The sequence below is a fragment of the Limnobacter sp. UBA7229 genome, from assembly GCF_002473065.1.
In the GTDB taxonomy this organism is placed as follows: domain Bacteria; phylum Pseudomonadota; class Gammaproteobacteria; order Burkholderiales; family Burkholderiaceae_B; genus Limnobacter; species Limnobacter profundi.
Genome location: NZ_DKTN01000003.1, coordinates 175,737 through 200,786, shown reverse-complemented (window position 1 = coordinate 200,786; position 25,050 = coordinate 175,737). Strand labels below are relative to the sequence as shown.

At 52.2% G+C, this 25,050-nt stretch carries 27 protein-coding genes; 11 read left to right on the top strand and 16 right to left on the bottom strand.

All coding sequences use genetic code 11. The annotated features are described in order from the left end of the window. Positions 1-4: 4 nt before the first annotated feature. The 3 genes from rlmB (at position 5) to htpG (ending at position 5,074) form a co-directional block, all read left to right on the top strand. Entirely contained in the window at positions 5-739 is a 735-nt protein-coding gene (gene rlmB / locus B4C79_RS01505; protein ID WP_291752410.1) for a 23S rRNA (guanosine(2251)-2'-O)-methyltransferase RlmB, read from the top strand. An 18-nt stretch (positions 740-757) separates the two neighbouring features. Beyond that, entirely contained in the window at positions 758-3,079 is a 2,322-nt protein-coding gene (gene parC / locus B4C79_RS01500; RefSeq protein WP_291752413.1) for a DNA topoisomerase IV subunit A, read from the top strand. A gap of 96 nt (positions 3,080-3,175) precedes the next feature. Further along, positions 3,176-5,074, top strand: a complete 1,899-nt coding sequence (htpG, locus tag B4C79_RS01495) for a molecular chaperone HtpG (protein WP_291752415.1) — start codon at positions 3,176-3,178, stop codon at positions 5,072-5,074. 13 nt (positions 5,075-5,087) lie between these two features. Here the strand turns inward: htpG and B4C79_RS01490 are convergent, their stop codons facing one another. The 4 genes from B4C79_RS01490 to B4C79_RS01475 form a co-directional block, all read right to left on the bottom strand. After that, complete coding sequence (locus B4C79_RS01490) at positions 5,088-5,549, bottom strand: hypothetical protein (protein ID WP_105029411.1); 462 nt, start codon at positions 5,547-5,549, stop codon at positions 5,088-5,090. Positions 5,550-5,683: 134 nt separating this feature from the next. After that, positions 5,684-6,274 carry a glycine zipper 2TM domain-containing protein gene (locus tag B4C79_RS01485; protein ID WP_105029410.1) on the bottom strand — a complete coding sequence of 197 codons (591 nt, stop codon included), beginning with the start codon at positions 6,272-6,274 and terminating at the stop codon, positions 5,684-5,686. Positions 6,275-6,343: 69 nt separating this feature from the next. Then, positions 6,344-7,519 carry a vWA domain-containing protein gene (locus tag B4C79_RS01480; protein ID WP_291739488.1) on the bottom strand — a complete coding sequence of 392 codons (1,176 nt, stop codon included), beginning with the start codon at positions 7,517-7,519 and terminating at the stop codon, positions 6,344-6,346. A gap of 14 nt (positions 7,520-7,533) precedes the next feature. Beyond that, the gene (locus B4C79_RS01475; protein WP_291739489.1) at positions 7,534-8,376 is read right to left on the bottom strand and encodes an AAA family ATPase; all 843 of its coding nucleotides are present in this window, start codon (positions 8,374-8,376) and stop codon (positions 7,534-7,536) included. A gap of 210 nt (positions 8,377-8,586) precedes the next feature. Between B4C79_RS01475 and B4C79_RS01470 the strand changes: the two genes are divergently transcribed. Continuing rightward, complete coding sequence (locus B4C79_RS01470; protein WP_105029408.1) at positions 8,587-8,928, top strand: c-type cytochrome; 342 nt, start codon at positions 8,587-8,589, stop codon at positions 8,926-8,928. 22 nt (positions 8,929-8,950) lie between these two features. Continuing rightward, positions 8,951-9,283, top strand: coding sequence for a c-type cytochrome (locus B4C79_RS01465; protein WP_291739490.1), 333 nt, complete (start codon positions 8,951-8,953; stop codon positions 9,281-9,283). A gap of 95 nt (positions 9,284-9,378) precedes the next feature. Here the strand turns inward: B4C79_RS01465 and B4C79_RS01460 are convergent, their stop codons facing one another. The 7 genes from B4C79_RS01460 to fdxA form a co-directional block, all read right to left on the bottom strand. Next, complete coding sequence (locus B4C79_RS01460) at positions 9,379-9,813, bottom strand: DUF1841 family protein (RefSeq protein WP_171099628.1); 435 nt, start codon at positions 9,811-9,813, stop codon at positions 9,379-9,381. Between the two features lie 19 nt (positions 9,814-9,832). Continuing rightward, positions 9,833-10,927, bottom strand: a complete 1,095-nt coding sequence (locus B4C79_RS01455; RefSeq protein WP_291739491.1) for a hypothetical protein — start codon at positions 10,925-10,927, stop codon at positions 9,833-9,835. Continuing rightward, positions 10,924-11,556 (bottom strand): endonuclease III, encoded by a 633-nt coding sequence (gene nth, locus B4C79_RS01450; RefSeq protein WP_105029405.1) that lies wholly within the window; start codon positions 11,554-11,556, stop codon positions 10,924-10,926. The genes B4C79_RS01455 and nth overlap by 4 nt, the downstream gene beginning before the upstream one ends. Next, positions 11,553-12,194 (bottom strand): RnfABCDGE type electron transport complex subunit B, encoded by a 642-nt coding sequence (locus B4C79_RS01445; protein ID WP_105029404.1) that lies wholly within the window; start codon positions 12,192-12,194, stop codon positions 11,553-11,555. The genes nth and B4C79_RS01445 overlap by 4 nt, the downstream gene beginning before the upstream one ends. Further along, on the bottom strand, positions 12,187-13,422 hold the full coding sequence (locus B4C79_RS01440; RefSeq protein ID WP_291739492.1) for a polyhydroxyalkanoate depolymerase: 1,236 nt from the start codon (positions 13,420-13,422) through the stop codon (positions 12,187-12,189). Before B4C79_RS01440 ends, B4C79_RS01445 begins: the two co-directional genes overlap by 8 nt. A gap of 115 nt (positions 13,423-13,537) precedes the next feature. Further along, on the bottom strand, positions 13,538-14,344 hold the full coding sequence (locus B4C79_RS01435) for a ferredoxin--NADP reductase (protein WP_275271350.1): 807 nt from the start codon (positions 14,342-14,344) through the stop codon (positions 13,538-13,540). Between the two features lie 33 nt (positions 14,345-14,377). Further along, positions 14,378-14,701, bottom strand: a complete 324-nt coding sequence (fdxA, locus tag B4C79_RS01430) for a ferredoxin FdxA (protein ID WP_291739493.1) — start codon at positions 14,699-14,701, stop codon at positions 14,378-14,380. 167 nt (positions 14,702-14,868) lie between these two features. Here fdxA and B4C79_RS01425 point away from each other — a divergent pair, with 167 nt between their 5' ends. Genes B4C79_RS01425 through B4C79_RS01415 form a run of 3 tightly spaced genes read left to right on the top strand, consistent with a single transcriptional unit; the run spans position 14,869 to position 17,011 of the window. Then, on the top strand, positions 14,869-15,555 hold the full coding sequence (locus B4C79_RS01425; protein ID WP_291739494.1) for a LutC/YkgG family protein: 687 nt from the start codon (positions 14,869-14,871) through the stop codon (positions 15,553-15,555). Between the two features lie 2 nt (positions 15,556-15,557). Beyond that, on the top strand, positions 15,558-16,685 hold the full coding sequence (locus B4C79_RS01420) for a TRAP transporter substrate-binding protein (protein WP_291752417.1): 1,128 nt from the start codon (positions 15,558-15,560) through the stop codon (positions 16,683-16,685). A 50-nt stretch (positions 16,686-16,735) separates the two neighbouring features. Then, positions 16,736-17,011: a polyhydroxyalkanoic acid system family protein gene (locus tag B4C79_RS01415; RefSeq protein ID WP_291752420.1), complete on the top strand. Its 276-nt coding sequence runs from the start codon at positions 16,736-16,738 to the stop codon at positions 17,009-17,011. 19 nt (positions 17,012-17,030) lie between these two features. Here the strand turns inward: B4C79_RS01415 and B4C79_RS01410 are convergent, their stop codons facing one another. Beyond that, positions 17,031-17,993, bottom strand: coding sequence for an SDR family NAD(P)-dependent oxidoreductase (locus B4C79_RS01410; protein ID WP_291752423.1), 963 nt, complete (start codon positions 17,991-17,993; stop codon positions 17,031-17,033). On the opposite strand from B4C79_RS01410, the gene B4C79_RS01405 reads away from it, so the two are divergent. After that, positions 17,985-19,004, top strand: coding sequence for a CDP-6-deoxy-delta-3,4-glucoseen reductase (locus tag B4C79_RS01405; protein ID WP_291739213.1), 1,020 nt, complete (start codon positions 17,985-17,987; stop codon positions 19,002-19,004). The genes B4C79_RS01410 and B4C79_RS01405 overlap by 9 nt on opposite strands. Before the next feature lie 15 nt (positions 19,005-19,019). Here B4C79_RS01405 and B4C79_RS01400 read toward each other — a convergent pair whose 3' ends face one another. From B4C79_RS01400 to B4C79_RS01385, 4 genes are read right to left on the bottom strand one after another with little or no spacing between them, the layout of a single operon-like run. Next, positions 19,020-19,748: an ABC transporter ATP-binding protein gene (locus tag B4C79_RS01400; RefSeq protein ID WP_291739217.1), complete on the bottom strand. Its 729-nt coding sequence runs from the start codon at positions 19,746-19,748 to the stop codon at positions 19,020-19,022. Positions 19,749-19,752: 4 nt separating this feature from the next. Continuing rightward, entirely contained in the window at positions 19,753-20,538 is a 786-nt protein-coding gene (locus tag B4C79_RS01395) for an ABC transporter ATP-binding protein (protein ID WP_291739214.1), read from the bottom strand. Further along, positions 20,535-21,608, bottom strand: coding sequence for an ABC transporter permease subunit (locus B4C79_RS01390; protein ID WP_291739215.1), 1,074 nt, complete (start codon positions 21,606-21,608; stop codon positions 20,535-20,537). The genes B4C79_RS01395 and B4C79_RS01390 overlap by 4 nt, the downstream gene beginning before the upstream one ends. Then, positions 21,605-22,492, bottom strand: a complete 888-nt coding sequence (locus tag B4C79_RS01385) for a branched-chain amino acid ABC transporter permease (RefSeq protein WP_371832439.1) — start codon at positions 22,490-22,492, stop codon at positions 21,605-21,607. Before B4C79_RS01385 ends, B4C79_RS01390 begins: the two co-directional genes overlap by 4 nt. 246 nt (positions 22,493-22,738) lie before the next feature. Between B4C79_RS01385 and B4C79_RS01380 the strand changes: the two genes are divergently transcribed. Together B4C79_RS01380 and B4C79_RS01375 are read left to right on the top strand one after the other, a co-directional pair. Beyond that, entirely contained in the window at positions 22,739-23,893 is a 1,155-nt protein-coding gene (locus tag B4C79_RS01380) for a branched-chain amino acid ABC transporter substrate-binding protein (protein WP_369907272.1), read from the top strand. A gap of 155 nt (positions 23,894-24,048) precedes the next feature. Further along, complete coding sequence (locus B4C79_RS01375) at positions 24,049-25,032, top strand: tripartite tricarboxylate transporter substrate binding protein BugE (RefSeq protein ID WP_291752426.1); 984 nt, start codon at positions 24,049-24,051, stop codon at positions 25,030-25,032. The last annotated feature ends 18 nt before the right edge of the window (positions 25,033-25,050 follow it).

Here is a 25,050-nt window from a genome sequence, read left to right as displayed (position 1 = left end):
CCAATTGGCCATTTTGTATGGTTTTCATGCCGTGTCGGCCCGGGTTAAAACAGCCCCAGCCAGCGTGGAAGAGGTGTTGGTGGACCAACACCGCAAAGACAAACGCATGCAGCAGTTCATCGACAAGGTGAAAGCAGCTGGCGTCAAGGTAAGTGCGGCCGATTCCGATCGTTTGGAAAAAGCAGCCGGTCACAAACAGCACCAGGGTGTGGTGGCGTTTGCCAAGGAATTGGTGAAAAGCAACGACCTGTTTGAAATCATTGATACCCATGGCAAGAACACATTGCTTTTGGTGCTGGACGGCGTGACCGACCCCCACAACCTGGGTGCCTGCCTGCGCAGTGCCGATGCGGCTGGTGTGCACGCGGTGGTGTTGCCCAAAGACAAATCGGTGGGTATTACCCCGGTGGTGTCGAAAGTGGCTTGTGGTGCGGCTGAAACAATTCCCGTCATTACCGTCACCAACCTGGCCCGTACACTGGAAGAAATTCAAGAAGCGGGCGTGTGGTGCATTGGTACTGCCGGTGAGGCCACAGACACCCTGTACGACGCCGATTTGAATGGCCCCATTGCCTGGGTGCTGGGTGCTGAAGGCGATGGCATGCGTCGCTTGACCCGCGAAAAATGCGACCAACTGGTACAAATTCCGATGATTGGCAGTGTTGAAAGCCTGAATGTGTCGGTGGCCAGTTCGGTGTGCCTGTTTGAAACCCTTCGTCAACGTCAATTCACAAAATAAGAAACCTCGAAGCACCGCATGGAACAACTCACTCTGGATGCAACGCCACCTTCTGGCGACGATTCTGAAACAATTACCCTTGGTCTGTACGCCGAGCGCGCTTATCTGGATTACGCCATTTCCGTGGTGAAGGGCAGGGCTCTGCCCGAGTGCGCCGATGGTCAAAAACCTGTGCAGCGGCGAATTTTGTACGCCATGAATGAAATGGGCCTGGGCAACAATGCCAAGCCTGTGAAATCGGCCCGTGTGGTGGGCGATGTTTTGGGTAAATACCACCCGCATGGCGACCAGGCCGCCTACGATGCATTGGTGCGCATGGCGCAAAACTTTACCTTGCGTTACCCGCTGATTGATGGTCAGGGCAACTTTGGCAGCCGGGATGGTGATGGCGCTGCCGCCATGCGATACACAGAGGCCCGCTTGAGGCCAATCGCCAAGCTGTTGCTTGACGAAGTGGACATGGGTACCGTCGACTTCATTCCGAACTACGATGGCAGCTTTCAGGAACCCAAGCTGTTGCCAGCGCGCTTGCCTTTTGTGTTGCTCAATGGTGCTTCCGGTATTGCGGTGGGCATGGCCACGGACATTCCTCCGCACAACATTCGGGAAGTAGCTGCCGCCACGATTCACTTGATCAAACACCCGAACGCTGACCTGGACACCATCATGGGCCATTTGCCAGCGCCCGATTTTCCGGGTGGTGCGCAAATTATCTCGCCCGCCAGTGCGATGAAAGAAATTTATGCCGGTGGTCGGGGCTCCATCAAAGTGCGCGCCCGCTGGGAAATTGAAGAAATGGCTCGCGGGCAGTGGCAGTTGGTGGTGAAAGAATTGCCACCCAACACCAGCACTGCCAAGGTGTTGGAAGAAATTGAAGAACTGACCAACCCCAAAGTAAAGGCTGGCAAGAAGGGTCTGAGTACGGAACAGCAAAACCTGAAGGCGCAAGTGTTGGCCATGCTGGATGCGGTGCGCGATGAATCGGGCAAAGAGAACGCCGTGCGCTTGGTGTTCGAGCCGAAAAGCCGGAATGTGTCAGTAGAGGAGTTTTCGAACCTGCTACTTAGCCACACCAGTTTGGAAACCAACACGTCCATCAATTTGGTGAGCATCGACAATTCGGGCCGCCCGGGCCAGCGTGGTTTGATTGCCATGTTGCTGGACTGGATCGAGTTCCGCAAAGTGTGCGTAACCCGACGCAGCCAACACCGCTTGGCGCAGGTCAATGATCGTATTCACGTGCTGGAAGGCAGGTTGATTGCCTGGTTGAATATTGATGAAGTGATCAAGGTGATTCGCGAAAGCGATGAGCCCAAGCCTGCCCTGATTGAAGCTTTTAAACTGAGCGACCGTCAAGCCGAGGACATTCTTGAAATTCGACTGCGCCAATTGGCCCGCCTTGAGAAAATCAAGATTGAGCAGGAACTGGCCAAGTTGGGTGAGGAAAAAGCCGACCTGGAGGCTTTGCTGGCCGATGAGGGCAAGCTAAAAACCCGAATTATTGGTGAAATTCGCAAAGACACCGACACCTATGGCGATGATCGCCGCACGCTGATTGAAGAAGCCGAAAAAGCCAGCGTGGAAGTGAAAGTGGTTGAAGAACCGACCACGGTAATTGTTTCCCAGAAATTCTGGATACGAAACCGCCAGGGCCACGGTCACGACGCCGCCCAGTTCAGTTTTAAAGTGGGCGACGCCTTTTACGCCGCTTTTGAATGCAAAACCACCGACAATACCTACTTGTTTGGTGCTGGCAATGCACTGGGCAAGGTGTTTAGTGTGCCCGTGTCTGCATGGCCGGGTGGCCGGGGCGATGGCATACCCGCACAAAGCCTTGTGGAGTTGAATGGCGGTACGCTGAGCCACGCGCTAGCCGCACCTGCTTCCCAGCCCGTATTTCTGGCTTGCAGCGCGGCCTACGGCTTTTTGGCCATGGCTGGCAATATGGAGAGCCGCATGAAAGCGGGCAAGCAATTCATCAGCCTGAACCCGGGTGAAAAGCTCTTGCCGCCGGTGCTGTTGCAGGCCACCGACGACCGGGTGGCCGTGCTTGCCGAAAGCGGACGTTTCCATGTCTTCATGCTGGACGAGCTCAAGCAACTCTCAGGTGGCGGGCGTGGCGTACAACTGTTGCCACTCGATGACAAAGACTCGTTGGTGGCCGCGGTTGCTTTCGGTCCGTCGGATAGCCTGGTGATTGCGGGCACGGGGCGTGGCGGCAAAGACCGGGAGGAGGTTTTGAAACCTGCCTTGCTGGCTGAGCGGCTGGGCAAGCGCGGCAGAAAAGGCAAGGAACTGGACATCAAGTTCAAAGCCGACACCCTGCGCAAGGCCAGTTAAAAAAAGCCCTTCGGGGCTTTTTTTTCGTCTTGAAATTCAGGAATCCGTCCCCATTTCCCCAACATCCAAACCAAGAAGATGAAGGGAGCAAACAACATGGGTGCAATGAAGGAAACAATGGGTTTTCAAACAGAGGTAAAGCAACTTCTGCATTTGATGATTCATTCCCTGTATTCCAACAAGGAAATCTTTCTTCGCGAGCTGGTATCCAACGCATCGGACGCTTGCGACAAACTGCGCTTTGAAGCCATCAACAACGCTGGGCTGTTCGAGAGCGACACTGAACTGAAAATTCGTGTGAGCTTTGACAAGGAAGCCCGCACCATCACGATTGAAGACAATGGCATCGGTCTTAGCCGCGAAGACGCCATTGAACACCTGGGCACGATCGCCAAAAGTGGTACCAAAGAATTTTTTGGCAAATTGAGTGGCGATCAGCAAAAAGACGCTGCCTTGATCGGCCAGTTTGGCGTGGGTTTTTATTCGGCGTTCATTGTGGCTGACAAGGTCACGGTGCGCTCGCGCAAAGCCGGTTTGCCGGCCGCAGAGGGCGTTGAATGGGAATCGAAAGGTGATGGCGAATTCAGCGTGGAAGCCATTGAGAAAGCAGACCGTGGCACTCAAATCATTCTTCACTTGAAGGCTGATGAAGACGAATTGCTTTTTGGCTGGAAATTGAAGGGCATTCTGACCAAATATTCCGATCACATTTCCCTGCCCATCCAGATGCTGAAAGAAGAATGGGACGAAGAAGCGGGCGGGATGAAAGCCACGGGCGAGTGGGAAAATGTAAATAAGGCCAATGCTTTGTGGGCCCGTTCGAAAAGCGACATCACTGCTGAGCAGTACAACGAGTTTTACAAAACCATCAGCTTCGATTTTGCCGACCCCTTGGCCTACACGCACAACCGCGTTGAAGGCGGCCGCTCGGAATACACTTCGCTGCTGTACATTCCCGCCAAGGCCCCTTACGACCTCTGGGACCGCAACCAACAGAAAGGTATCAAGTTGTACGTGAAGCGTGTGTTCATCATGGACGACGCAGAGCAGTTGATGCCCCCTTACATGCGCTTTGTCAAAGGTGTGATCGATTCCTCTGATTTGCCTTTGAACGTTTCACGCGAGATTTTGCAGGAAAGCCGTGATGTGAAAGCCATTCGTGAAGGGTCTGTGAAGAAGGTGTTGGGCTTGCTGGAAGACATGGCCGCCAATGAAGCCGAGAAATACGCCAGTTTCTGGAAAGAGTTTGGCCAGGTGCTGAAAGAGGGCATGGGCGACGACCCAGCCAACAAAGAACGCATTGCCAAACTGCTGCGTTTTGCGACCACACAAAGCGAAGGCGAGGCACAAAATGTTTCACTGGCTGACTATGTGGGCCGTATGAAAGAGGGACAGGAAAAGATTTACTACGTGACGGCTGATACCTATGCTGCGGCCAAGTACAGCCCGCACCTGGAAGTGTTCAAGAAAAAGGGTGTGGAAGTGCTGCTGCTTAGCGATCGCGTGGACGAGTGGATGTTGTCTTACCTGCAGGAGTTTGAAGGCAAGGAGCTGCAAAGCTGTGCCAAAGGTGGCCTTGATTTGGGTGCCCTTGAGGATGAAAAAGACAAGGAAACCAAGAAGAAGGTTGAAGACGAGTTCAAGGATGTGTTGAAGAAGGTCGAAGACCTGCTGAAAGACCGCATCAAAGAGGCCCGTGTTACCTTGCGTTTAACCGACAGCCCCGCTTGTATCGTGGCTGACGAAATGGGCATGAGCGAGCATTTGAAGCGTATGCTAAAGCAGGCTGGCCAGAATGCACCTGACACCAAGCCGATTCTGGAACTAAACCCTGAGCACCCCTTCATTCAGCGTTTGAAAATCGAGAAAGATCATTTCGATGAATGGGTGAACGTGCTGTTTGATCAAGCGGTGTTGGCTGAGGGCGGCCAGCTGGAAGATCCAGCCGGTTTTGTTCGCCGCTTGAACATGTTGTTACTGACCGTAAAAGCCTAGGGCTGACAAGTAATTAATGGCTAAGTGGCTGGGCCTGATTATTCAGTGCCCAGCCCAGCCTGCTTTGCAAGGCGTTGGCCAGGTAAAGTGATTGCTCAAAAAATCGCTGTACGTACTTCAGGTCTGCCTGGGTTACCAGGGTTTCTTGCCACCGCAGCTGAAATTCTGCCTTGTGGCTGTCTTCCCACATATATGCAGGAAGGCGCACTCGTTCCATTAGTGCATTGAACTGGCTGCACTCCTTGCGAATTCCTTCCAGGTCGCTGTGCTCGTCTTGCTCCATCACCCGATGAATACAGGTTATTTCCATCATGCCTTGGTCAATCTGCTTGATTTCAAGCCAGGCATTCGGTGAACTTGACATCAGCTTTACAGGGTACTTGTTCACTTGTTTGTCCTCATGATAGGGGCTTTTCAGTTGTCCCACCCAGGCGGCTAATGCCTTGATCAAATCGGGGTCATTCAATGCTGTCATGTGGAGATTCCATTCAAAAGGAAATTTGAATTGAGTGCCTCACAATTTCAACTGGTTCCACAACCGGCCATTCAAATGAAAAAGGCCACCCATTGCTGGGTGACCAAACAAATCCTGTAAACAGATGAGCGGGTTTACAGGCTAGAGGTGATCTGACCGTTCACAACTTTCACGCGGTCGCCAGACTGCCAGCTGGGTGGGCTGCTGAAACTGAACACGTCGGAACCGCCAGCGTCATATTGAACCACCACATCATACTGGGTGCTGGAGTTACGGTCCTTTTCAATTTTATTACCAAGCACGGCACCACCAACCACGCCGGCTGCGGTGGCCACCTTCTTGCCGCTACCGCCGCCAATCTGGTTGCCCAGCAGGCCGCCTACCACGCCACCAGCCACTGCGCCGATGCCGGAGCCTTCACCTTGAATGGTGCGCTGGCGAATTTCCACAACGCGGCCACAAGTGTTACAAGTTGCGGCCGTTTGCACTGGTGCGGGCTTGGAAGCGACAGGCTTTGAAGCTGCTTTCTTCGCAGCGGCTTCTTCCTTGGCTTTTGCTTCTTCTTCCAGTCGTGCTTCTTCTTCCAATTGGGCGATTTCCTGGTCGCTCATATTGGCGTTGCTGCTTGGCAGCAGGCCAGTCATGGATGCAATTGCAATGCCACTGGCCAAAATAACGGCAACAGCGGCAGTAATAATCAGGGGATGGGTACGTTTGGTTTCCATTTTCTTTCTCCACACGAAATGTGTTTGTGATGCTAATAACGGGGAGGGTCAGAAAAAGGAATACAAGGATTACTTACTAAGGTATCGCATTGCAGTTTCAAGCCCACCGACCGTGAGGGGGTGCATGCGGTGTTCCATGATATTTTGAATGATTTCAACGCTTTGGCGATATTGCCATAGCCCTTCGGGTTCCGGATTCAGCCAGACGGCTTTCGGAAAACGATCAAGAAAACGACGCAACCACACTGCGCCAGCTTCCTTGTTATTGTACTCGACCGAACCACCGGGCTGTAGAATTTCGTAGGGGCTCATCGTGGCGTCTCCCACAAAGATCAAACGGTAGTCGCTGTTGTAGGTGCGCAGTATGTCTGTGGTCTGAAACCGCTCGCTGTGGCGACGGTGGTTTTTTTTCCACAAGAAATCGTAGACGCAATTGTGGAAGTAATAAAACTCCAAATGCTTGAATTCACTTTTCGCGGCACTGAACAATTCTTCCGTGCGGCGAATGTGATCATCCATGGAACCACCCACATCCAGCAGCATCAACACCTTCACTGAATTGTGCCGTTCGGGGCGCATTTTCAAATCCAGCCAGCCCGCATTGCGCGCTGTCGATTCAATGGTGTTGTCCAAATCCAGTTCTTCTTGCGCACCTTCCCGCGCAAAGCGGCGCAGGCGGCGCAGGGCAATCTTGATATTGCGTGTGCCAATTTCCAGCTCGTCGTCGTAATCCTGGTAAAGGCGTTGGTCCCACACCTTCACGGCACGGCGGTTTCTGCTTTCATCTTGTCCTATACGCACGCCTTCCGGGTTGTATCCGTTGTTGCCAAACGGGGAGGTACCGCCCGAGCCAATCCATTTGCTGCCACCTTCATGGCGTTCTTTTTGTTCTTTCAGCAGTTCTTTCAGGCGTTCCATCAGCTTGTCCAACCCGCCCATGGCTTCAATGGCCGCCATTTCTTCAGGCGTGAATTCGCGGTTGAATCGCTTTTCCAGCCAGTCTTTCGGCAGCTGGGCGAACTGGTCCATGTTCTTTTCCAGCCCTTTGAAGTAGTTGCCAAACACCTGATCGAACCGGTCAAAGAACCGTTCATCCTTCACCAGCGTAAGGCGGGAAAAATGGTAAAAATTGTCCAGGCTTGGGGTCATGAATTGCGCCTTCATCCCCTCAAGCAGGGTGAGGTATTCCCGCACGGTGACGGGAATTTTGGCATCGCGAAGTTGAAAGAAAAAATCCAGTAGCACAGCAAAAGCCTTTATCAGCGACCCTGACGGGCCATGAACACCAAGCGGTTGAACAGTTCAATGTCTTGCTCGTTTTTCAGCAACGCCCCGTGCATGGGTGGAATGGCGTCTTTTCCGTCTTTCGCTTGCAGTGCACTGGCTGGAATGTCTTCAGCCAGCAGCAGGCGTAGCCAATCGATCAACTCCGATGTGGTCGGTTTTTTCTTCAAGCCGGGCAGGGCGCGAATGCCAAAAAAACTGGCCATGGCAGCATCCAGCAATTCTTTTTTCAAGTTCTTGAAGTGCACAGCCACAATGCTTTCCATGGTGGCTTTGTCAGGAAACTGAATGTAGTGAAAAAAGCAGCGACGCAGGAAGGCATCGGGCAACTCTTTCTCGTTGTTGGAGGTGATGATGACGATCGGGCGGTGCTTGGCCTTGATCAGCTGCTTGGTTTCGTAGCAGTAAAACTCCATGCGATCAATTTCACGCAGCAAGTCATTCGGGAACTCAATGTCGGCTTTGTCGATTTCATCGATCAGCAGCACAACTGGCTTGTCGGCCTCGAACGCTTGCCACAGCACGCCTTTCACAATGTAGTTTGCGATGTCTTTGACACGCGCTTCACCCAACTGCGAATCGCGCAGGCGGCTCACCGCGTCGTACTCGTAAAGGCCTTGTTGGGCCTTGGTGGTCGATTTGATGTGCCACTGCATTAACTCAAGGCCGAGGGATGCAGCCACTTCTTCAGCCAGCAGTGTTTTGCCGGTGCCGGGTTCGCCTTTGATCAGCAAGGGGCGTTGCAGGGTAATGGCTGCATTGACGGCAAGTTTAAGATCGTCAGTGGCGACGTAGGTTTTGCTACCTTCAAAACGCATTTTTGTAATTCCTTGTAATTCAATATCGCAAGTGTAAGTGCTTTTCAGGGCGAATTTGCTGAATTTTTCATCCAATTTGGCGCTTTCGACCAGCAGTTCATAGACTAAGCGGCAGATCAACCGTAAAATAGCAAGGTTTTTGCCCAGCGCCACCCCTTACACAAAATGGCGCGGCTGACCACCAATTACATTTGTTGACGAGAGAGCGAGATGAAACGTATCGGTTTGACTGTTCGCGCAATGAGCGCTATCGGCCTGTTGGCTGCGGTGGCTTTTACCACCCCCGCAATGGCTGTTGAAGGCAACGCCGAGGCAGCGGCATCGAAGAAGTCCATGTGCATTGGTTGCCATGGTATTCCCGGTTACAAGGCCAGCTTCCCCGAGGTGTATAACGTGCCCTATATCGCGGGTCAGAACGCCAAGTACATTGAGGCAGCGCTGAATGCCTACAAGAAGGGCGATCGCAAACACCCGACCATGCGCGGTATTGCTGAAACCCTGACCGAACAAGACATCGCTGACCTGGCTGCGTACTACGCACAAGCCAAGTGATTTGCAACAAGGACTAATCAATATGAAAACTAAATTCACTATCGCTGCAGCCTTGTTTGCCGCGTCATTCTCTGTTCAGGCTGCTGACATTGCAGCAGGCAAAGCCAAGGCCGAAGCCCAGTGCGCGGCATGCCATGCTGTTGAAGGCAACTGGAACAAAACCATGGATCCTTCCTACCCGAAGCTGGCTGGTCAGCATGGGGACTACATTGCCAACACCTTGAAGCAGTACCAGAAGGGTGGCCGCAACAACGCGATTATGGCGGGTATGGCCGCCGGCCTTAGCCAGCAAGACATCAAGGATTTATCAGCATTCTTTGCCTCGCTTGAAGGCGATTTGTACCTGAAGAAGTAAATTGCTTGCCAGTCTGAATGGACTGGGCTTAATAAAAAAACCCGCTTGAAGCCTTGTTGCTGAAGCGGGTTTTTTTTACGACGAATGGGAGTGGATCAAACCCCGCTGTGTTCCAGAATGCATTGAATGTAATTTTCACTGCTGAACGCGACACCATTTTTCTGTTGCTGGTAAATTTGCTCAGCCAAACATTCAAACACCTGGTGAGCCGCTTTATGGTCATCGCCCATTTTCTCGCACAGTTTGGCGAAAGCTGCCCGAATACCGGGTGGCTGGTCGATGCTGACCTGTTCAGCCACAGCCAGGTGCATGGACAAGTGCAGAAAGGGATTGCTTTGGCCCGCCTCCACCGAGAAGTCAGCGGCAAGAATCGATTCTGGTTCAGCGTCAAACACTTCAAAATACTCGGGATGCTTGGTCATCCATTGCAGGGCAAGGCTTTCTGCTTCGCTCAGTGGCTCTTCTTTGTGGTATTTCTTCCAGCTGTTCAAAAAAAACAGCCTTGCCTGGTCTCGCGTTGGGTTGAACATGAAAAGGTTACCTCGTGTATTACATCTGTGGGCTATTGAACAGGCACAGACTGAGTCGATTGTTTCTGGGTGGTGTTACCACGGTGTCACCCTGGTTTAACCAAGCAGCTTGACCAAATACGCCTATCCATTCTGTATCGGGAAAACTGGCCAACACAGTGGCGATGTCGTTGTCATCGGCGTGGCACATTTGGCTTCGCTCGAAACCGGCGAAAAGAATGCCTATGTCGGGCGCTTTGGCATTGAAATGAGTACGCACGGCGGGCATCCACTCATGGATTTCTTGATCGATGGCCTTGGGGGTTCGGTGGGCCAGTCGCACTTTTTGCCCTTTGAGTACCGGCGCCGCCAGTCCCAAAGTGCCATCGGCATGAATTTCCATCACGGGTATCCAGCTTTCGCCTTTGTCGTGCACCACTTGCAAACGCATGCCCACCGGGCGGGGTTGTTCGCTTGGGCATCGAAGCGCCGAGGCCGCTTTTTCATCACCTACACGAATCAGAAACAGGCCATTGCTTTCGCTCACCGTTTGATACGGTCCCAGAAATGTGAGTCCTTCCGAGTTGAGAACCAAGGGGGTTTGCACCAGCAGTTGGGTTGCGCAAATGGCTTCGCCGCAAATGCGACCGTGCTCAACGCGCGGCATTTTTGCGTAATTGGCACCGTACGACAACAAGCCCAAGGTGTCTGCCTGCACGACGCTAGAATCAGGCTCGCAGTCGGCCAATGTCCAGTGGTCGGTCAGTACCTGCTCGTGCTCAACCATGCACAGGTTCAAGGCAGTGTGCCGTGCAGGAATATTGTCTTGCGGGGTTTCAAATTCTTTGCCAAACACGGCGATCAACACGGTGGGTTCGTTGCTGAACACCTCGCCCTGTCCCAACAGGCCTGAGGCACAGCCACCCCACACATTCATGCAGTTGGTTTTGCTGACGCACAACTGTGCAAGGTCTTGCAAAAGCGAAGCGAAATGCGGTGTGCATAACAAAATAACCCGGCTGATGTAGTCGGAGTGGCGGCGAAGCCCGGCCTTTTCAACCGCACTTTCAACCAGTGCAGCGGCGTCTTCAAGCCGGGCATCACTGAACACTTGAACGCAAATTGCGTGACTCATGTTGTTTTCTTTTTGAATTCGCACAAGTCCACGATACTACAACGAGTACATTCCGGTTTGCGTGCCTTGCACACATAGCGCCCATGCAAAATCAGCCAATGGTGAGCGTTTAACATAAACTCTTGGGGCACCAGCTTCAACAGCCTTTTTTCAACTTCAAGTACATCTTTCCCTGGGGCAATGCCGGTGCGGTTGCTGATGCGGAAAATATGCGTGTCGACAGCCATAGTGGGTTGCCCGAATGCGGTGTTCAGCACCACGTTGGCGGTTTTGCGGCCAACGCCCGGGAGGCTTTCAAGTGCTTCCCGGTCTGCTGGTACTTCACCGTTGTGTTGATCTCGCAGAATTTCCGCGGTTTGCACAAGGTGTTTTGCCTTCGACCGAAACAGACCAATTGTTTTGATGTATTCCTCAACACCGGCAACACCAAGCGCTGCGATTGCTGCTGGCGTATTTGCCACGGCAAACAGTTTTCGTGTGGCAATGTTCACGCCTTTGTCGGTGGCCTGTGCACTCAGCAAAACAGCAGCCAGAAGTTCAAACGGAGTTGAATACTCCAGCTCGGTTTTTGGTTCCGGGTTGGCCTGCTGAAACCGTTTGAAAATCTCGGTACGCTTTTCTTTGTTCATGGTGTTTGTGCCTGTCGCCGTGCCCGTGCCCTGGCCAGTGCAGCTTGCACCACGGCCTTTTTGGCAGCTGCATCGGGGCTGGGTGTGTCGTCTAACTCGTCCAGTTTGTGAATTGCCTTGGCTTCGAGTCTTTCAGCCTGCTCTTCCTTTTGCCGCTTCAAACGGTTTTCCCGAGTGTGCATGCGCGCGCGGGCAGCATGCGCCTGGGCTTGGTCCCACGCGCTGAATTCAGGCATGAACACCATGTCGATGCAGTCGACGGGACAGGGGGGAATGCACAATTCGCAGCCTGTACACAACTCAGCCAGTACGGCGTGCCTGCGTTTGCTGCTGCCCACAATTGCATCAACCGGGCATGCTTTGATACACAAGGTGCAGCCAATACAATGCTGGGGGTGGATGCTGGCGATGTGCCGTTCAATGGAGGTGCCGCAGCTGGGGTCAACTGGTTTTTCTGGGAGACTCAACAGGGCAGACAAGGCCGCGATTGTGCTCTCGCCGCCCGGGGGGCAACGGTTTAAATCAGCTTCCCGGCTCGCCAAGGCTTTGGCGTAAGGCAAACAGCCCTCAAACCCGCACTGTGTGCATTGGGTTTGAGGAAGTAGATCGTCTATTTGTTGTACAAGTTGCTCATGCATTCTTGGCTATGAATTCGCGGATTTTCGGGTAAACCTTCTCGCGCCAACGGCGACCGCTGAAGATACCATAGTGTCCGCATTCCATGGCTTCGTAATGTTCTTTCTTGTCCGCAGGCAGGCTTTTGCACAGCTTGAGTGCAGCTTTGGTTTGGCCAGGACCGGAAATGTCATCCAGCTCGCCTTCAATGGTTAACAGTGCCACTGTTTTCACGTCTTCCGGCTTTACGCGCTGGCCGCGAACTTCCCAGGTACCTGTTGGCAGGGCGTGATCTTGAAACACAGTTTTGATTGTGTCCAGGTAATACTCAGCAGGCATGTCCAGCACCGCATTGTATTCATCGTAAAACTGACGGTGGCTTTCAGCGCTTTCGCCGTCACCCTCTACCAGGTGCATGTAAAAGTCGTAGTGGCTTTGTGCGTGCTTGTCCGGGTTCATGCTGACAAAACCCAAATGTTGCAAGAAGCCGGGGTACACGCGGCGCAGGTAGCCGGGGTAAGTGTGGGGCACACTGTAAATCACATTGTTTTCAAACCAGGAGTAGGGCTTTTTGGTGGCCAGATTGTTCACCTCGGTGGGGCTTTCGCGGGTGTCGATGGGGCCGCCCATCATGGTCATGCTTTTGGCTTGCTTGGGGTCGTTGTTGGATGCCATCAGCGATACTGCCGCCATTACCGGCACGGTGGGCTGGCAAACCGAGATCAGGTGGACATTGGGCCCCAGCAGCTGTATGAACTCAATGCAGTAATGCACGTAGTCGTCCAGGTGGAACTCGCCTTCTGACAAGGGCACCATACGGGCGTCTACCCAATCGGTGATGTAGACATCGTGGTCTTGAAGCAGGGTTTTGACAGTGTCGCGCAGCAGGGTGGCATGGTGGCCCGATAGGGGGGCAAACACCAATACCTTGGGTTGTGACTTTAAGGGTTTGGATTCAGCCGGAATCATTTTGCGAAAGTGAATCAGTTTGCAAAATGGCTTGGTTTCAACAATTTCCTGGGCAATCGACACTTCGCGGTCGCCGCACTTCACTGTGGTAATGCCGAATTCGGGTTTCTCATATTCTTTGCCCAAGCGGTACATCAATTCGAAACCCGCTGAAATACGGCGTGCCATGGGCAGGTGCGCCAAGGGGCTGAATGGGTTGCTGTATAGCTTGGAGCCTGCTTCAGCCCAAATGGTCATGGGGTTGAGCAGCGCTCGCTGAAATTCGTGCATTTGGTACAGCATGGAAGTGCCTCCGGCTTTTTTAGGCGATTGTCTTGATTTGACAATTATGTGTCAGGTTCCTGACGATTATCTTGCAAACATTGCTGCAACGCAACATGTTTGAATGATTCTTCGATCACCAATAGTTTTCTACAGCAATTTCACCGGGGGTGTTTCGTCGGGCTGGCGAGTAACCTTTTAGTTTCAGTACTTTGCGAATATCTGTAACCATATCCGGGTTGCCGCAAATCATGAATCGACTGCGTTCAACATTCATGGGCAAGCCTGTGTGTTCAGCCAGGCTACCCTGTTCCAGCAGTGTGGTAATCCGTTCGCCCAAGCAATTGGGTACTTTCTCGCGGGTAACCACGGGCACGTAGACAAATCGTTTTTTGACGTTCTCGATCAGTTCGCTAAGCACGGGGTGTTCCACAAATCCCTTGATCATGTCTTGATACACCAGTTCCTCAGCGGTACGGGCACTGTGCACCAACACGATGTTTTCGAACTGTTCCCAAGTGTGCGGGTCGTGAAGAATCGATAGAAATGGCGCCAGACCGGTTCCTGAGCCCAACAGCCAAAGATCGTTGCCGGTTTCAAAGCGGGCCGTGGTGAGAAAGCCGAAATTGGTTTTGTCGATGTAAACAGGAGAACCCACCTGAAGCTGGCTTAGGTGACTGGTAAAAGCTCCTTCGGGTACCACAATTGAGAAAAACTCAAGATGCTCGTCAAATGGGCCCGAGACCATGGAGTAGGCTCGCCAGATGATTTCCGGTTCGCCCGGTAATTGCAGAGTGTTATCAACACCCAGCCGGGCAAATTGGCCTGCCGTGAAGCGAAAGCCTGTTGGGCGTGTGCAGGTGAAGGAAAACAATTTGCCTGGCACCCAAACACGCATGCTGGTGATTGTTTCCCGGGTGTATTTGTCTTCAACTTCACTCATGCAACTACTCGATTGGAACTGCCTTGAAGTGGATTACTTTTCAAGGTATTGCAGCTTGTCTTTCACGTCTTTCCAGTCATCGGCATCGGGCAGGTGTGCCTTCATGCGCGTAATGCTAGGCCAATCTTTGGCTAGTTCTACGTTCATGTCGATGAACCTCACCTGGTCGGCGGGTACATCTTCCTCAGCGTAAATCGCGTTGACAGGGCATTCAGGAATGCAAACAGCGCAGTCGATGCACTCGTCTGGATCGATCACCAGGAAATTGGGGCCTTCGCGAAAACAGTCGACTGGACATACATCCACACAATCGGTGTATTTGCACTTGATGCAAGACTCGGTAACTACGTGTGTCATGGTGAAAATGATTGGTTAAGCAAGATAACGAGACATTGTAATCGATTGGGCTGCATTGCACCTGAACCTCCGCTCGAATTCACCAACTTGCATGGGGCATACCCTAGGGGCGGCGGTGGCGTGGTTTTTCTATAATGAGTACTACAAATATATGCCTAGGATGCACTTTGAGCCAATCTTTCAACGATGATGATCTGGATACTTCCGCGGCCCGGTCAGAAATTCTGAATCGGATTCGCAGTCTTCAATCCAGGCCTGTCACCATGCGCGACAATGAGATGACTTTGGCCAAGGGTTACCTGGCCCGGAAAACTCGCGGCCCGGCGCCAAGCCCGGTAGAAAACGTGGTGGCTTTGTTTGAGGAGAAATCCCGGGCAATGCTTTGCACCGTGCAACGGGTGAAAAGCAGTGCCGACGTGCCCCAAGCTTGTGCTGCTTATCTAGCCGAGAATGAATTGAAGGGCACTGTGGCCATTTGGCCAGCGTTGAATCAGTTGGACTGGTCGGTGTTGCCGCATGCGGCGCGTTTGGGTGCCCCCACGGGTGATGACTTGATTGGTATCAGTGCTGTGGCCTGCGCGGTGGCTGAAACCGGCACTCTGGTGTTTGCCAGCAAAGCTGACGAACCCGCCAGCACCCACTTGCTGCCTGAAACACATATTGCAATTGTTCGGGAAGACCAAGTGGTGCACACCATGGAAGACGCATTTGAAATGCTACGAAAAGAAGGGCGGATTATGCCGCGTGCACTGAATTTTGTATCTGGCCCGTCACGCACTGCCGACATCGAACAAACCATTGTGTTGGGTGCACATGGCCCTTACAGGGTGCATTTGATTCTGGTCGGCAAATAAGCATGCGCGACGATTCCCGGCGACGCTTTGTACAAAAAGCTTTGGCTGCAGGAGCGGCTGGTGCGATAGCCACTCCTGCGGTTTCCCAGTCTGCATCGCTCGTTAAAACCGCAAAACCTGTCGTGTTCAAGTTTCAAAGTACTTGGCCCACCAAAGACATTTTCAATGAGTTTGCCCAGGATTTTGCAAAGAAGGTCAATGACATGTCGGGCGGCGAGTTGCGCATTGATGTGTACCCCACCAACAGCATTGTGAAAGCTTTCGGTATTCAGAATGCTGTGCACAAAGGGCAGCTTGACGGTGGTCATGGAGTTCCAACTTATTGGCACGATCGCCACGCTGCCTTTTCCCTGTTCGGCAGCGGCCCCAGTTTTGGCATGAGCTCGAACCAGATTCTGGCGTGGTTTCAGTACGGCGGTGGTCAACAGCTCTATGACGAACTGGTTCAAAAAGAAATGAACCTGAATATTCAAGGCTTCATGTACGGGCCATTGACACCTCAGCCTTTGGGCTGGTTCAAGAATCGGATCGAGAGCATCAAAGACCTCGACAAGATGCGTTTTCGCGCCGTGGGTTTGGCCGCTGAAGTGTTTAAGGAACTTGGCTTAACCACCACCGCCTTGCAGCCCGCCGATATTGTGCCTTGGCTGGACAAAGGCCTGATTGATGCAGCGGAGTTTAACAACCCCAGTTCCGATCGTGCCTTGGGTTTTCCCAGTGTGTCGTCGGTGTGCATGATTCGCAGCTTTCACCAAAGCAGCGAAGTATTTGAAGTTATTTTCAACAAGCAGCGTTTTGACAGCTTGCCTTTTGCCCTGCGCTCAATTATTCGATATGCCTTGCAGGCCTCTTCTGCAGATTTAAGCTGGAAGGCCTCTGACCGGTTTTCAACCGATTATGAGGAAATGCGCCGCAAGCAGGGTGTTCGTTATTACGTCACCCCGGACGATATTTTGAAGGCACAGCTGACTGCGTGGCGCAAAATCATTGCGCGCGAATCGGCCAACAGCCGGATTTTCAAGCGCATCATTGATTCCCAAATGCGTTTTGCCAAACGTGTAGTTGGTTTTGAGAATGACCTGACACCTTCTTCTAAAATGGCCTTCGATTTTTGGTTCTCTACCGTGTAAACCCAGGCTGGGTTAATATGCAGGCATAACACCTTCAAGAGTGAGCCAACATGTCTGATATTCACGCCCGCAAAGCACACAATTTGACCCTGGAAGAAGCCAAGCAAACTGCGCAAAAACTGGCAGATCAACTTCAAAAAGAATTCCAGCTGGATAGCCAGTGGCAAGGCAACACGCTAAATTTCACGCGTTCAGGTGTGAAGGGTAAGCTGGATGTGACTGACAAAGACGTCACTGTCGACATTTCCTTGGGCTTCATGCTGAAAGCATTCAGGGGAAAAATTCAGGCGGAAATCGACAAAAATATCGACAAAATGTTCGCCTGAACGAGCGGTCCGTATTGGATCAATCTTTATCGACTAAAAAATCAGCAACGCTGGGATAGCGAAGACGAAACCCGAGTTTTTTTTGATTCAGCGACTCAATACGTCGTGATTCGGACATAAAACTCCACATCATCGGACTGACCATTTGTTTCACCTCCTCCCGTGAAAAGCGGGGTGGGCGTGGAAGCTGATAAGCATCGGCCACCAGATCAAAGTAGTCTCCCATTTTGCTGGGTTTTGCATCGCAGGCGTTCAGCACCTCAAAGGCACCGCCTTTGTAATTGACCCATCGGCTTAAACGGCCCAAATCAAGTTCGTGAATGTGGTTTGACCACGCATCTTCATCAGGCAGCAAGGCAGGTGTGCGGTTTTTGATGCGGTCAATTGGTAATCTGTTGTCGCCGTATATGCCTGGCGCACGTAGCAGGTGTACATGCACACCATGTTTTAGTCCCAGTCGAAGTTGCGTCTCGGCGTGAACCCGCCGCTTCGCTCTGTCCGATTGAGCATTCAATGGCGTGTATTCATTAATCCATTGCCCTTGCGCATTGCCGTAAACACCAGTGGTAGACACATAGCTGATTCGCGGTGCGGGTTTACCGTGAGCCTTGGCCCTTGTGGCTGCCCACAGCACCAGTTTTTTCAGTGTGGTGTCAGTGTGCACGGATGAGTCGGGCGGCGCCATCCAGATGATTCGGTGACCCATTGAAATTAGGCGCAACAGGTCGCTCTTCAAATTCAAATCAATGGCCAGTGGCCGAGCGTTGTGCGCCAAGATGGCAGCGCGCTTTGCTGCTGTGTCCGCCCCAGGGCGATAAGTCGCTGTAAAATGTTGATCTGGAAAGGTTTGTAACAAGACCAAACCCACTTGCCCGCAGCCCGCAACGCTTATATTGCTTTGCCGAAAGCGCCGGGGCAAACTGCGTTTGAAAAATAGCCCGCCGGGTTTGTCGATGTCACGGAAAGTAGTTTGATGATTCACAACGTAGAAATTCTTCCCAGTCAAAAACAGTTTGAATGCGAGGCCGACGATACTTTGTTGTCAGCGGCACTGCGCGCAAACGTCATTTTGCCATATGGCTGCAAAGACGGCGCATGTGGATCGTGCAAGGCCGATTTGATCGAGGGTCGGGTGGATTATGGCACCTATCAGTCGCGCGCCCTGAGTGAAGAGGAACGCGTGCGCGGGAAGGTGCTTACTTGTTGCGCGAAGCCATTGAGCCCAGTGAAATTGAAGGTGAGGGAACTGTCCGGTTTGGGTGACATTCCCATCAAGAAAATGCCTTGCCGTTTGCAAAGCATCGAGAAACCTGCGACTGATGTGGCTGTTCTCAAGTTGCAGTTGCCGGCCAATGAGGTGTTGCAATTCAATGCGGGGCAGTACATAGAATTCATGCTTCGCGATGGTTCGCGGCGCAGTTACTCGCTGGCCAATGCGCCTTATCAGGAAGGCGGGATCGAACTGCACATTCGGCACATGCCGGGTGGCTTGTTCACTGACCATGTATTCAGCACCATGAAAGAACGGGAAATTTTGCGTTTTGAAGGACCCTTCGGTACGTTTTTCTTGCGCGACGACTCTACGAAACCCGTGGTGTTGCTGGCCAGTGGCACAGGTTTCGCCCCAATTAAATCCTTATTGGAACAGGCCTTTTTCAAAAACAACAGCCGCGAGTTTGTGTTGTACTGGGGTGCACGAACCAAGGCCGATTTGTACATGCTGAATTTGCCCATGCAATGGGCTGGGGAGCATTCAAATTTCAAGTTTGTGCCGGTGCTTTCTGATGCCACAGCCGAGTGTAACTGGACGGGGCGAACAGGTTTTGTGCACCAGGCGGTCATGCAGGACTTCCCGGATTTGAGCACACATCAGGTGTACGCCTGTGGTGCGCCCATTGTGATTGAGTCAGCGCAGCGTGATTTCACCGCTCAGTGTGGCTTGCCCGAGGACGAGTTTTTTGCAGACTCTTTCACCTCAATGGCAGATGCCTGATAGGCGAAGTACGCTTTATGGCGACACCTGCCCCAAATAAGTTTCGCGAATTCTCGGGTCGTTGATCAGTTCACAGGCCTTGCCTTCGTAATCAATCAAACCAGAGTCCATTACATAGGCACGGTTGGCCAGTTGCAGGGCAATGTGCGCATTTTGCTCCACCAGCAAGATAGTCATGCCATCTCGGTGCACCTGTTGTATTACTTCAAAAATTTTTTCGACCATCATTGGGGCCAATCCCATACTGGGTTCGTCCAGCAGCAGCAAATCGGGTTTGCCCATCAGGGCGCGTGCCATGGCCAACATCTGTTGTTCTCCACCGCTCAATGTCCCGGCGGATTGCTTCAGCCTTTCTTTGATGCGCGGAAACAGCATCAGCATTTTTTCGAGATCAGCGTGAATCTCGGATTGTGGGCAACCAGCTTGCAAGCGAGCATTTGCACCCAATTCAAGATTTTCAAGCACGGTCATGCGGCTGAAAATTCCGCGCCCCTCGGGTACCAAAGCCAGGCCGTTTGGTAGCCTTTCATGCGCAGGCAGGGCAGTCAGGTCGATTGCATCTTTGAAGGTTGCTGCATGCGCTTCAAAAGGCAACAAGCCTGCAATGGCTTTCATGGTTGAAGTTTTACCCGCACCATTGCAGCCAATCAAGCACACCAGTTCACCCGCATGCACCTGAAAACTCAAACCCTTCACAGCCTGAATTCCGCCGTAGGCGACAGTCAGCCCTTGAATGTTCAGCATGTTGTTACTCACGGGATTCAGCATGGTGCAGCCCCCCGAGATAAGCTTCAATGACGGCGGGGGATTGCTGAACTTGTGTGGGGGTGCCTTGGGCGATTACTTTGCCATAGTCCAGCACGGTAACCTCGTCACAAATACCCATCACCAGTTTGACATCGTGTTCAATCAGCAGTATTGATTTGCCATCATGTCGAATTTGAAGCAGCAACTCGCGCAGCTTTAATTTTTCGGTGGCATTCATGCCGGCAGCGGGTTCGTCCAGGGCAAGCAGGGCGGGTTCGCTGGCCAGTGCGCGTGCTATTTCAAGGCGTCGCTGATCGCCATAGGAAAGCTGCCCGGCCAGGTGATTGCTGTGGGCGCCAATGCCCACGTAATGTAACCAATGCATGGCTTGCTGCTGAACCTTTATTTCCTCGCGGCGTTGTGCTGGGGTACGAAGTATGGCGCCCAATACACCCTGACTGGTTTTGCCGTGCATGCCCACTGCCACATTTTCAAGCGCTGTCATACTTTTGAACAAACGAATATTTTGAAAGGTGCGGGCCAAACCCATTTGCGCAACATGGTGGGGCGAAGCAGGTTTGTAGGGCTTGCCCTTGAATGCGAGTTGCCCGGCATCGGGTGTGTACAAACCGGTGATCAAATTAAAACAGGTGGTTTTGCCTGCGCCATTCGGGCCAATCAGCCCGATCACTTGCCCAGCCTGAATACACAGGCTGACATCATCCACGGCAGCAATACCGCCGAAGCTTTTTCTCAGGTTGGAGGCGCTAAACAAGGGAGCGTTCATTTGCGTTGTGGCCAAAGCCCATTGGGGCGATACAGCATCACCAGCACCATGGTGAGTCCGTAGATGAGGGAGCGAAGTATTTCTGCATCCACCAGCACAGTACCAAATAAAAACTCTTGAACGGGTGTAACCACTTGCCGCAGCATTTCCGGAAAACCTGCCAGTAAAAGTGCGCCCAAAATGACGCCGGGAACGTGACCCATGCCCCCTAGTACCACCATGCAAAGTACGATGATTGATTCCATCAGGCCGAAGGACTCTGGGCTGACAAAGCCCTGAAATGCAGAGAACATGGCACCTGCTACGCCGCCAAAAGAGGCACCCAGGGCAAAGGCCAGCAGTTTCATGTTGCGGGTGTTGATTCCCATGGATTTTGCCGCAATTTCGTCGTCACGTATTGCGGTCCATGCGCGGCCGATTCGGCTGTTTTGCAGGCGCATACACACCAAGATGATAAGCAGGGTAAGCGCCAGAAACAAATAGTAGTAAAGGTGGAGCGCAGGCACCTCGATGCCGAACAAATCGACAGTGCGTGAAAAACGAACCCCCGCAATTTGAACGGGCTCAATCATGTTGATGCCTTGGGGGCCGTTGGTGATATTGACTGGTGCATTCAGATTGTTTAAAAACAGGCGAATGATTTCACCGAAACCCAGGGTAACAATGGCGAGATAGTCGCCCCGTAGCCGAAGGGTGGGTGCACCCAGCAACACGCCGAATAGCGCAGCGGTTAGTGCTCCCAGTGGAATCATTAACCAAATTGAAAGATGCAGGCCATCGGGGAACAGGGCTGCGATGGTTTCAAAATTGTCCGTTAAGTGTGGAGATGCCAACAAACCGTAAACATAAGCGCCCACCGCGTAAAAGGCGATGTAACCCAGATCGAGTAAACCGGCGAAACCCACGACAATATTGAGCCCCAGCGCAAGCATGACGTACAGCAAGGCGATGTTCAAAATTCGAACCCAGCTGTTGCCAATCAAGCCTGCAACCCAGGGAAGGGCAGCCAATGCGATGGCAACGAGCAGGAAGCCGATAATTTGTTGATGGCGGTTGGCAAGTTTGTTCATGCGCGGTCCGACACCCTTTCACCCAACAGACCAGATGGCCGAAGAGTAAGCACCAAAATCAATACGGCGAAGGCAAAAATATCCTGATAGTGCGAGCCCAAAAAACCACCGGTCAATTGGCCCAGATAACCAGCCCCCAGGCTTTCGACAATGCCTAAAAGCAGGCCGCCCAACATGGCACCGTAAATGTTGCCGATACCGCCAAGTACGGCGGCAGTAAAGGCTTTCAAACCGGGTAAAAAGCCCATGTAAAAATGGGCCACTGAATAGTTGGCGGCCACCATGACCCCGGCCACTCCGGCCAAAGCCGCTCCGATCACAAATGTAGCGGCGATCACTGAATTGGCATTGATACCCATGAGACCTGCCAATTGGGGATTTTCAGAGGTGGCGCGCATGGCTTTTCCCAAGCGGGTTTTGTTCACTGTGTAAGTAAGGCCAAACATGAGTGCAGCCGATACCACCACAATTAGAAGTTGTACCGGTGTGATGGATACAATTCTTTCGTAGTCGTTATCGAGGACTGGGGCAAAGGTGTACAACACAATCGGGTCTGTGGGCAAGGTGGCCGGAAAGATGAGGTAATTGCGCCCCCAAATGATCATGGCCAAGGTTTGCAAAATGATTGAAACGCCGATAGCCGAAATCAAGGGTGCAAGCCGGGGTGCATTTCGCAAGGGGCGATAGGCCAAGCGTTCAATTGAGAAACTGACCAGCATGCACACAGGCACAGCGCACAGCACACCCACCAGGAAAAGAATCCAGCCCGGAGTTTCCGGGAAAACACCCATAAACAAAGTGATGGCGCTAAAGGCCACCATGGCACCGATCATAACCACTTCGCCATGGGCGAAATTGATCAAACCCAACACGCCATACACCATCGTGTACCCGAGTGCCACCAAGGCATAAATACTGCCAAGTACCAAGCCGTTGATCAGTTGTTGAGCAAATATATCCATGTACGCCAATGCGATTGAGATAAGGGTTGTCGGAAAAAGAATAGAGCAAATTGGGTTTGGGTTTCGCGTATTTCTTCAGAAAGAAGTCAGTTAATTGACAGCTGAACCCATTCCCGGTTTAGATGCTACATTGATGGAATTAATCATAAAAACAAGTTGGAGGTGGCCATGAACCTTTCCCGTTTCCGGTATTTAAAACATTCATTGTTGTGCGTACCGGTGTTGATGACTTTGGCAGGCGGTGCTGTCCACGCCAAGGACGTGTTGGTCAAGATAGGGCACATTGCCCCGCTCTCGGGACCACAGGCCCACTACGGCAAAGACAATGAATCTGGCGCCAGGTTGGCGATCGACGATTTGAATAAAATGAAAATTCAGGTGGATGGTGGCACCGCCAAGTTTCAGCTGGTTGCAGAAGACGATGCCGCTGACCCAAAAACTGGTGCGATCGTGGCGCAAAAATTGTGTGACATGAAAGTAAACGGCATTGTAGGGCACTTGAACAGCGGCACCACCATTCCCGCATCCCGTATTTATTATGACTGCGGAATTCCCCAAATTACACCTTCAGCCACCACACCCAAAGTAACAAAGCAAGGGTTTGAGTCGGTGTTCAGAGTGATTGCGCACGATGGCGTGTTGGGCGTTGCCTTGGCCAAGTATGCCGTCGATGAAATGAAAGTGAAGCGGGTGGTGGTCATTGATGACCGCACCGGTTATGGACAGCCATTGGCTGATATTTTTACGAAGCAGCTTGAAGCCAAAGGCGTGAAGGTGCTGGAGCGCCACTACACCAATGACAAGGCCACTGACTTTGCGGCCATCTTGACCTCGGTCAAGCGTGTGAATCCTGACCTGGTGTTTTACGGGGGTATGGACGCACAGGCAGGCCCAATGCTGCGCCAGATGAAGCAATTGGGTATCAAGGCAAAGCTGATTGGCGGTGACGGTATTTGTACAACGGAATTGATGCGTTTGGGCGGAGACAATGTGGGCTCGAATGTGCTTTGCGCCGAGGGCGGTATGGCCTTGAGCAAAATGCCGGGCGGACCCGCATTCGAGAAACGATTCAAAGCCCAGTTCAAGGCGGACATTCAGGTTTATGCGCCTTTTGTATACGATGCAGTCATGACCATGGGCATGGCCATGAAAAATGCAAAGTCAGCAGACCCAAAAAAGTATCTCCCGAAGTTGAAAGAGATTCGGCACGAGGGAGTGATCGGGACTATTGCATTTGATGAAGTCGGTGATGTGCTGAATGCTGCGGTGACATTGAATTCTTATGGCCCTCAAGGAAAGTTTCCGGTCAAGGTAGTGAATTGATCCAGCAGTGTTGGACCGATGGGGGGTACATTTTTACTTTGTAAATTTAATCAGTATTAATTTTTAACAGTCACGAACTTCTGTTGATCATCCACCACTTAAGTGTTGAGCCACAACCGCCTCAGGTTGTGGCCAATAACAAGTGGAGATGATGAATGATTTTCTGCGGTATCAAAAAAACACTATTCACTGCAATGCTGCTGACCTGTGCAACAGGCTCAGCCATCGCTGACAATTACCCCAGCAAAACTATCACACTGGTAGTGCCGTTTGCGGCGGGAGGAACTACTGACATTGTTGCCAGAATTGTGGCGGACAAGTTGGGTAAAGAACTGGGACAATCTGTGATCGTCGACAACCGCGGTGGCGGCGGTGGCAGCATTGGTGCTGGCCTGGTGGCCAAGGCAGCACCCGATGGGTACACCTTGGGTGTGTCTACACTGTCAACACATGCGGTAATCTCGGCCTGCAACCCGAAAGTGCCCTACAACCCGGTCAAAGATTTCAAGGCTATTACCAATATGGCGGGTTCTCCGAATGTTTTGACTGTGAATCCAAAGTTTCCCGCGCAAGACTTCAAACAGTTTTTGACGCATGTGAAAAAGAACCCGGGCAAGTTGAGTTTTGCAACATCAGGGCAGTGCAGTATTCAGCAAATGGTGGGTGAGCAGTTCAAGGTTGAAACAGGCACTGATATTTTGCATGTGCCGTATCGCGGTGCCGGCCCTGCACTGAATGACCTGCTGGGCGGGTCTGTGGACATGATGTTCGACAATCTGCCTTCATCCATGTCGCACATCAAGGCAGATCGCTTGCGCGCCTTGGCTGTGGCCTGGCCTAACCGGCTTGAATCACTTCCGAATGTACCCACCTTTAAAGAGTTGGGATTAACGGCAGTGAATGAACCAGTTTGGTATGGGTTGGTTGCACCTGCTGCCACTCCCGATTTCATTGTTCAAAAGTTGAACGCCGCCACAGTGAAAGTTCTCAAGCTACCTGAAGTTCAGGAACGCCTGCGGGCCAGCGGTGCAGAGCCTGTGGGAAACACACCTGCTCAACATGCTGCTGAAATCAGGCAGGAAATGGAACGAATGCACGCTTTGGTGAAAAAGCAGAACATTCAGTTTGACGGGTCTTGATGGTTAATCTGGAATGAA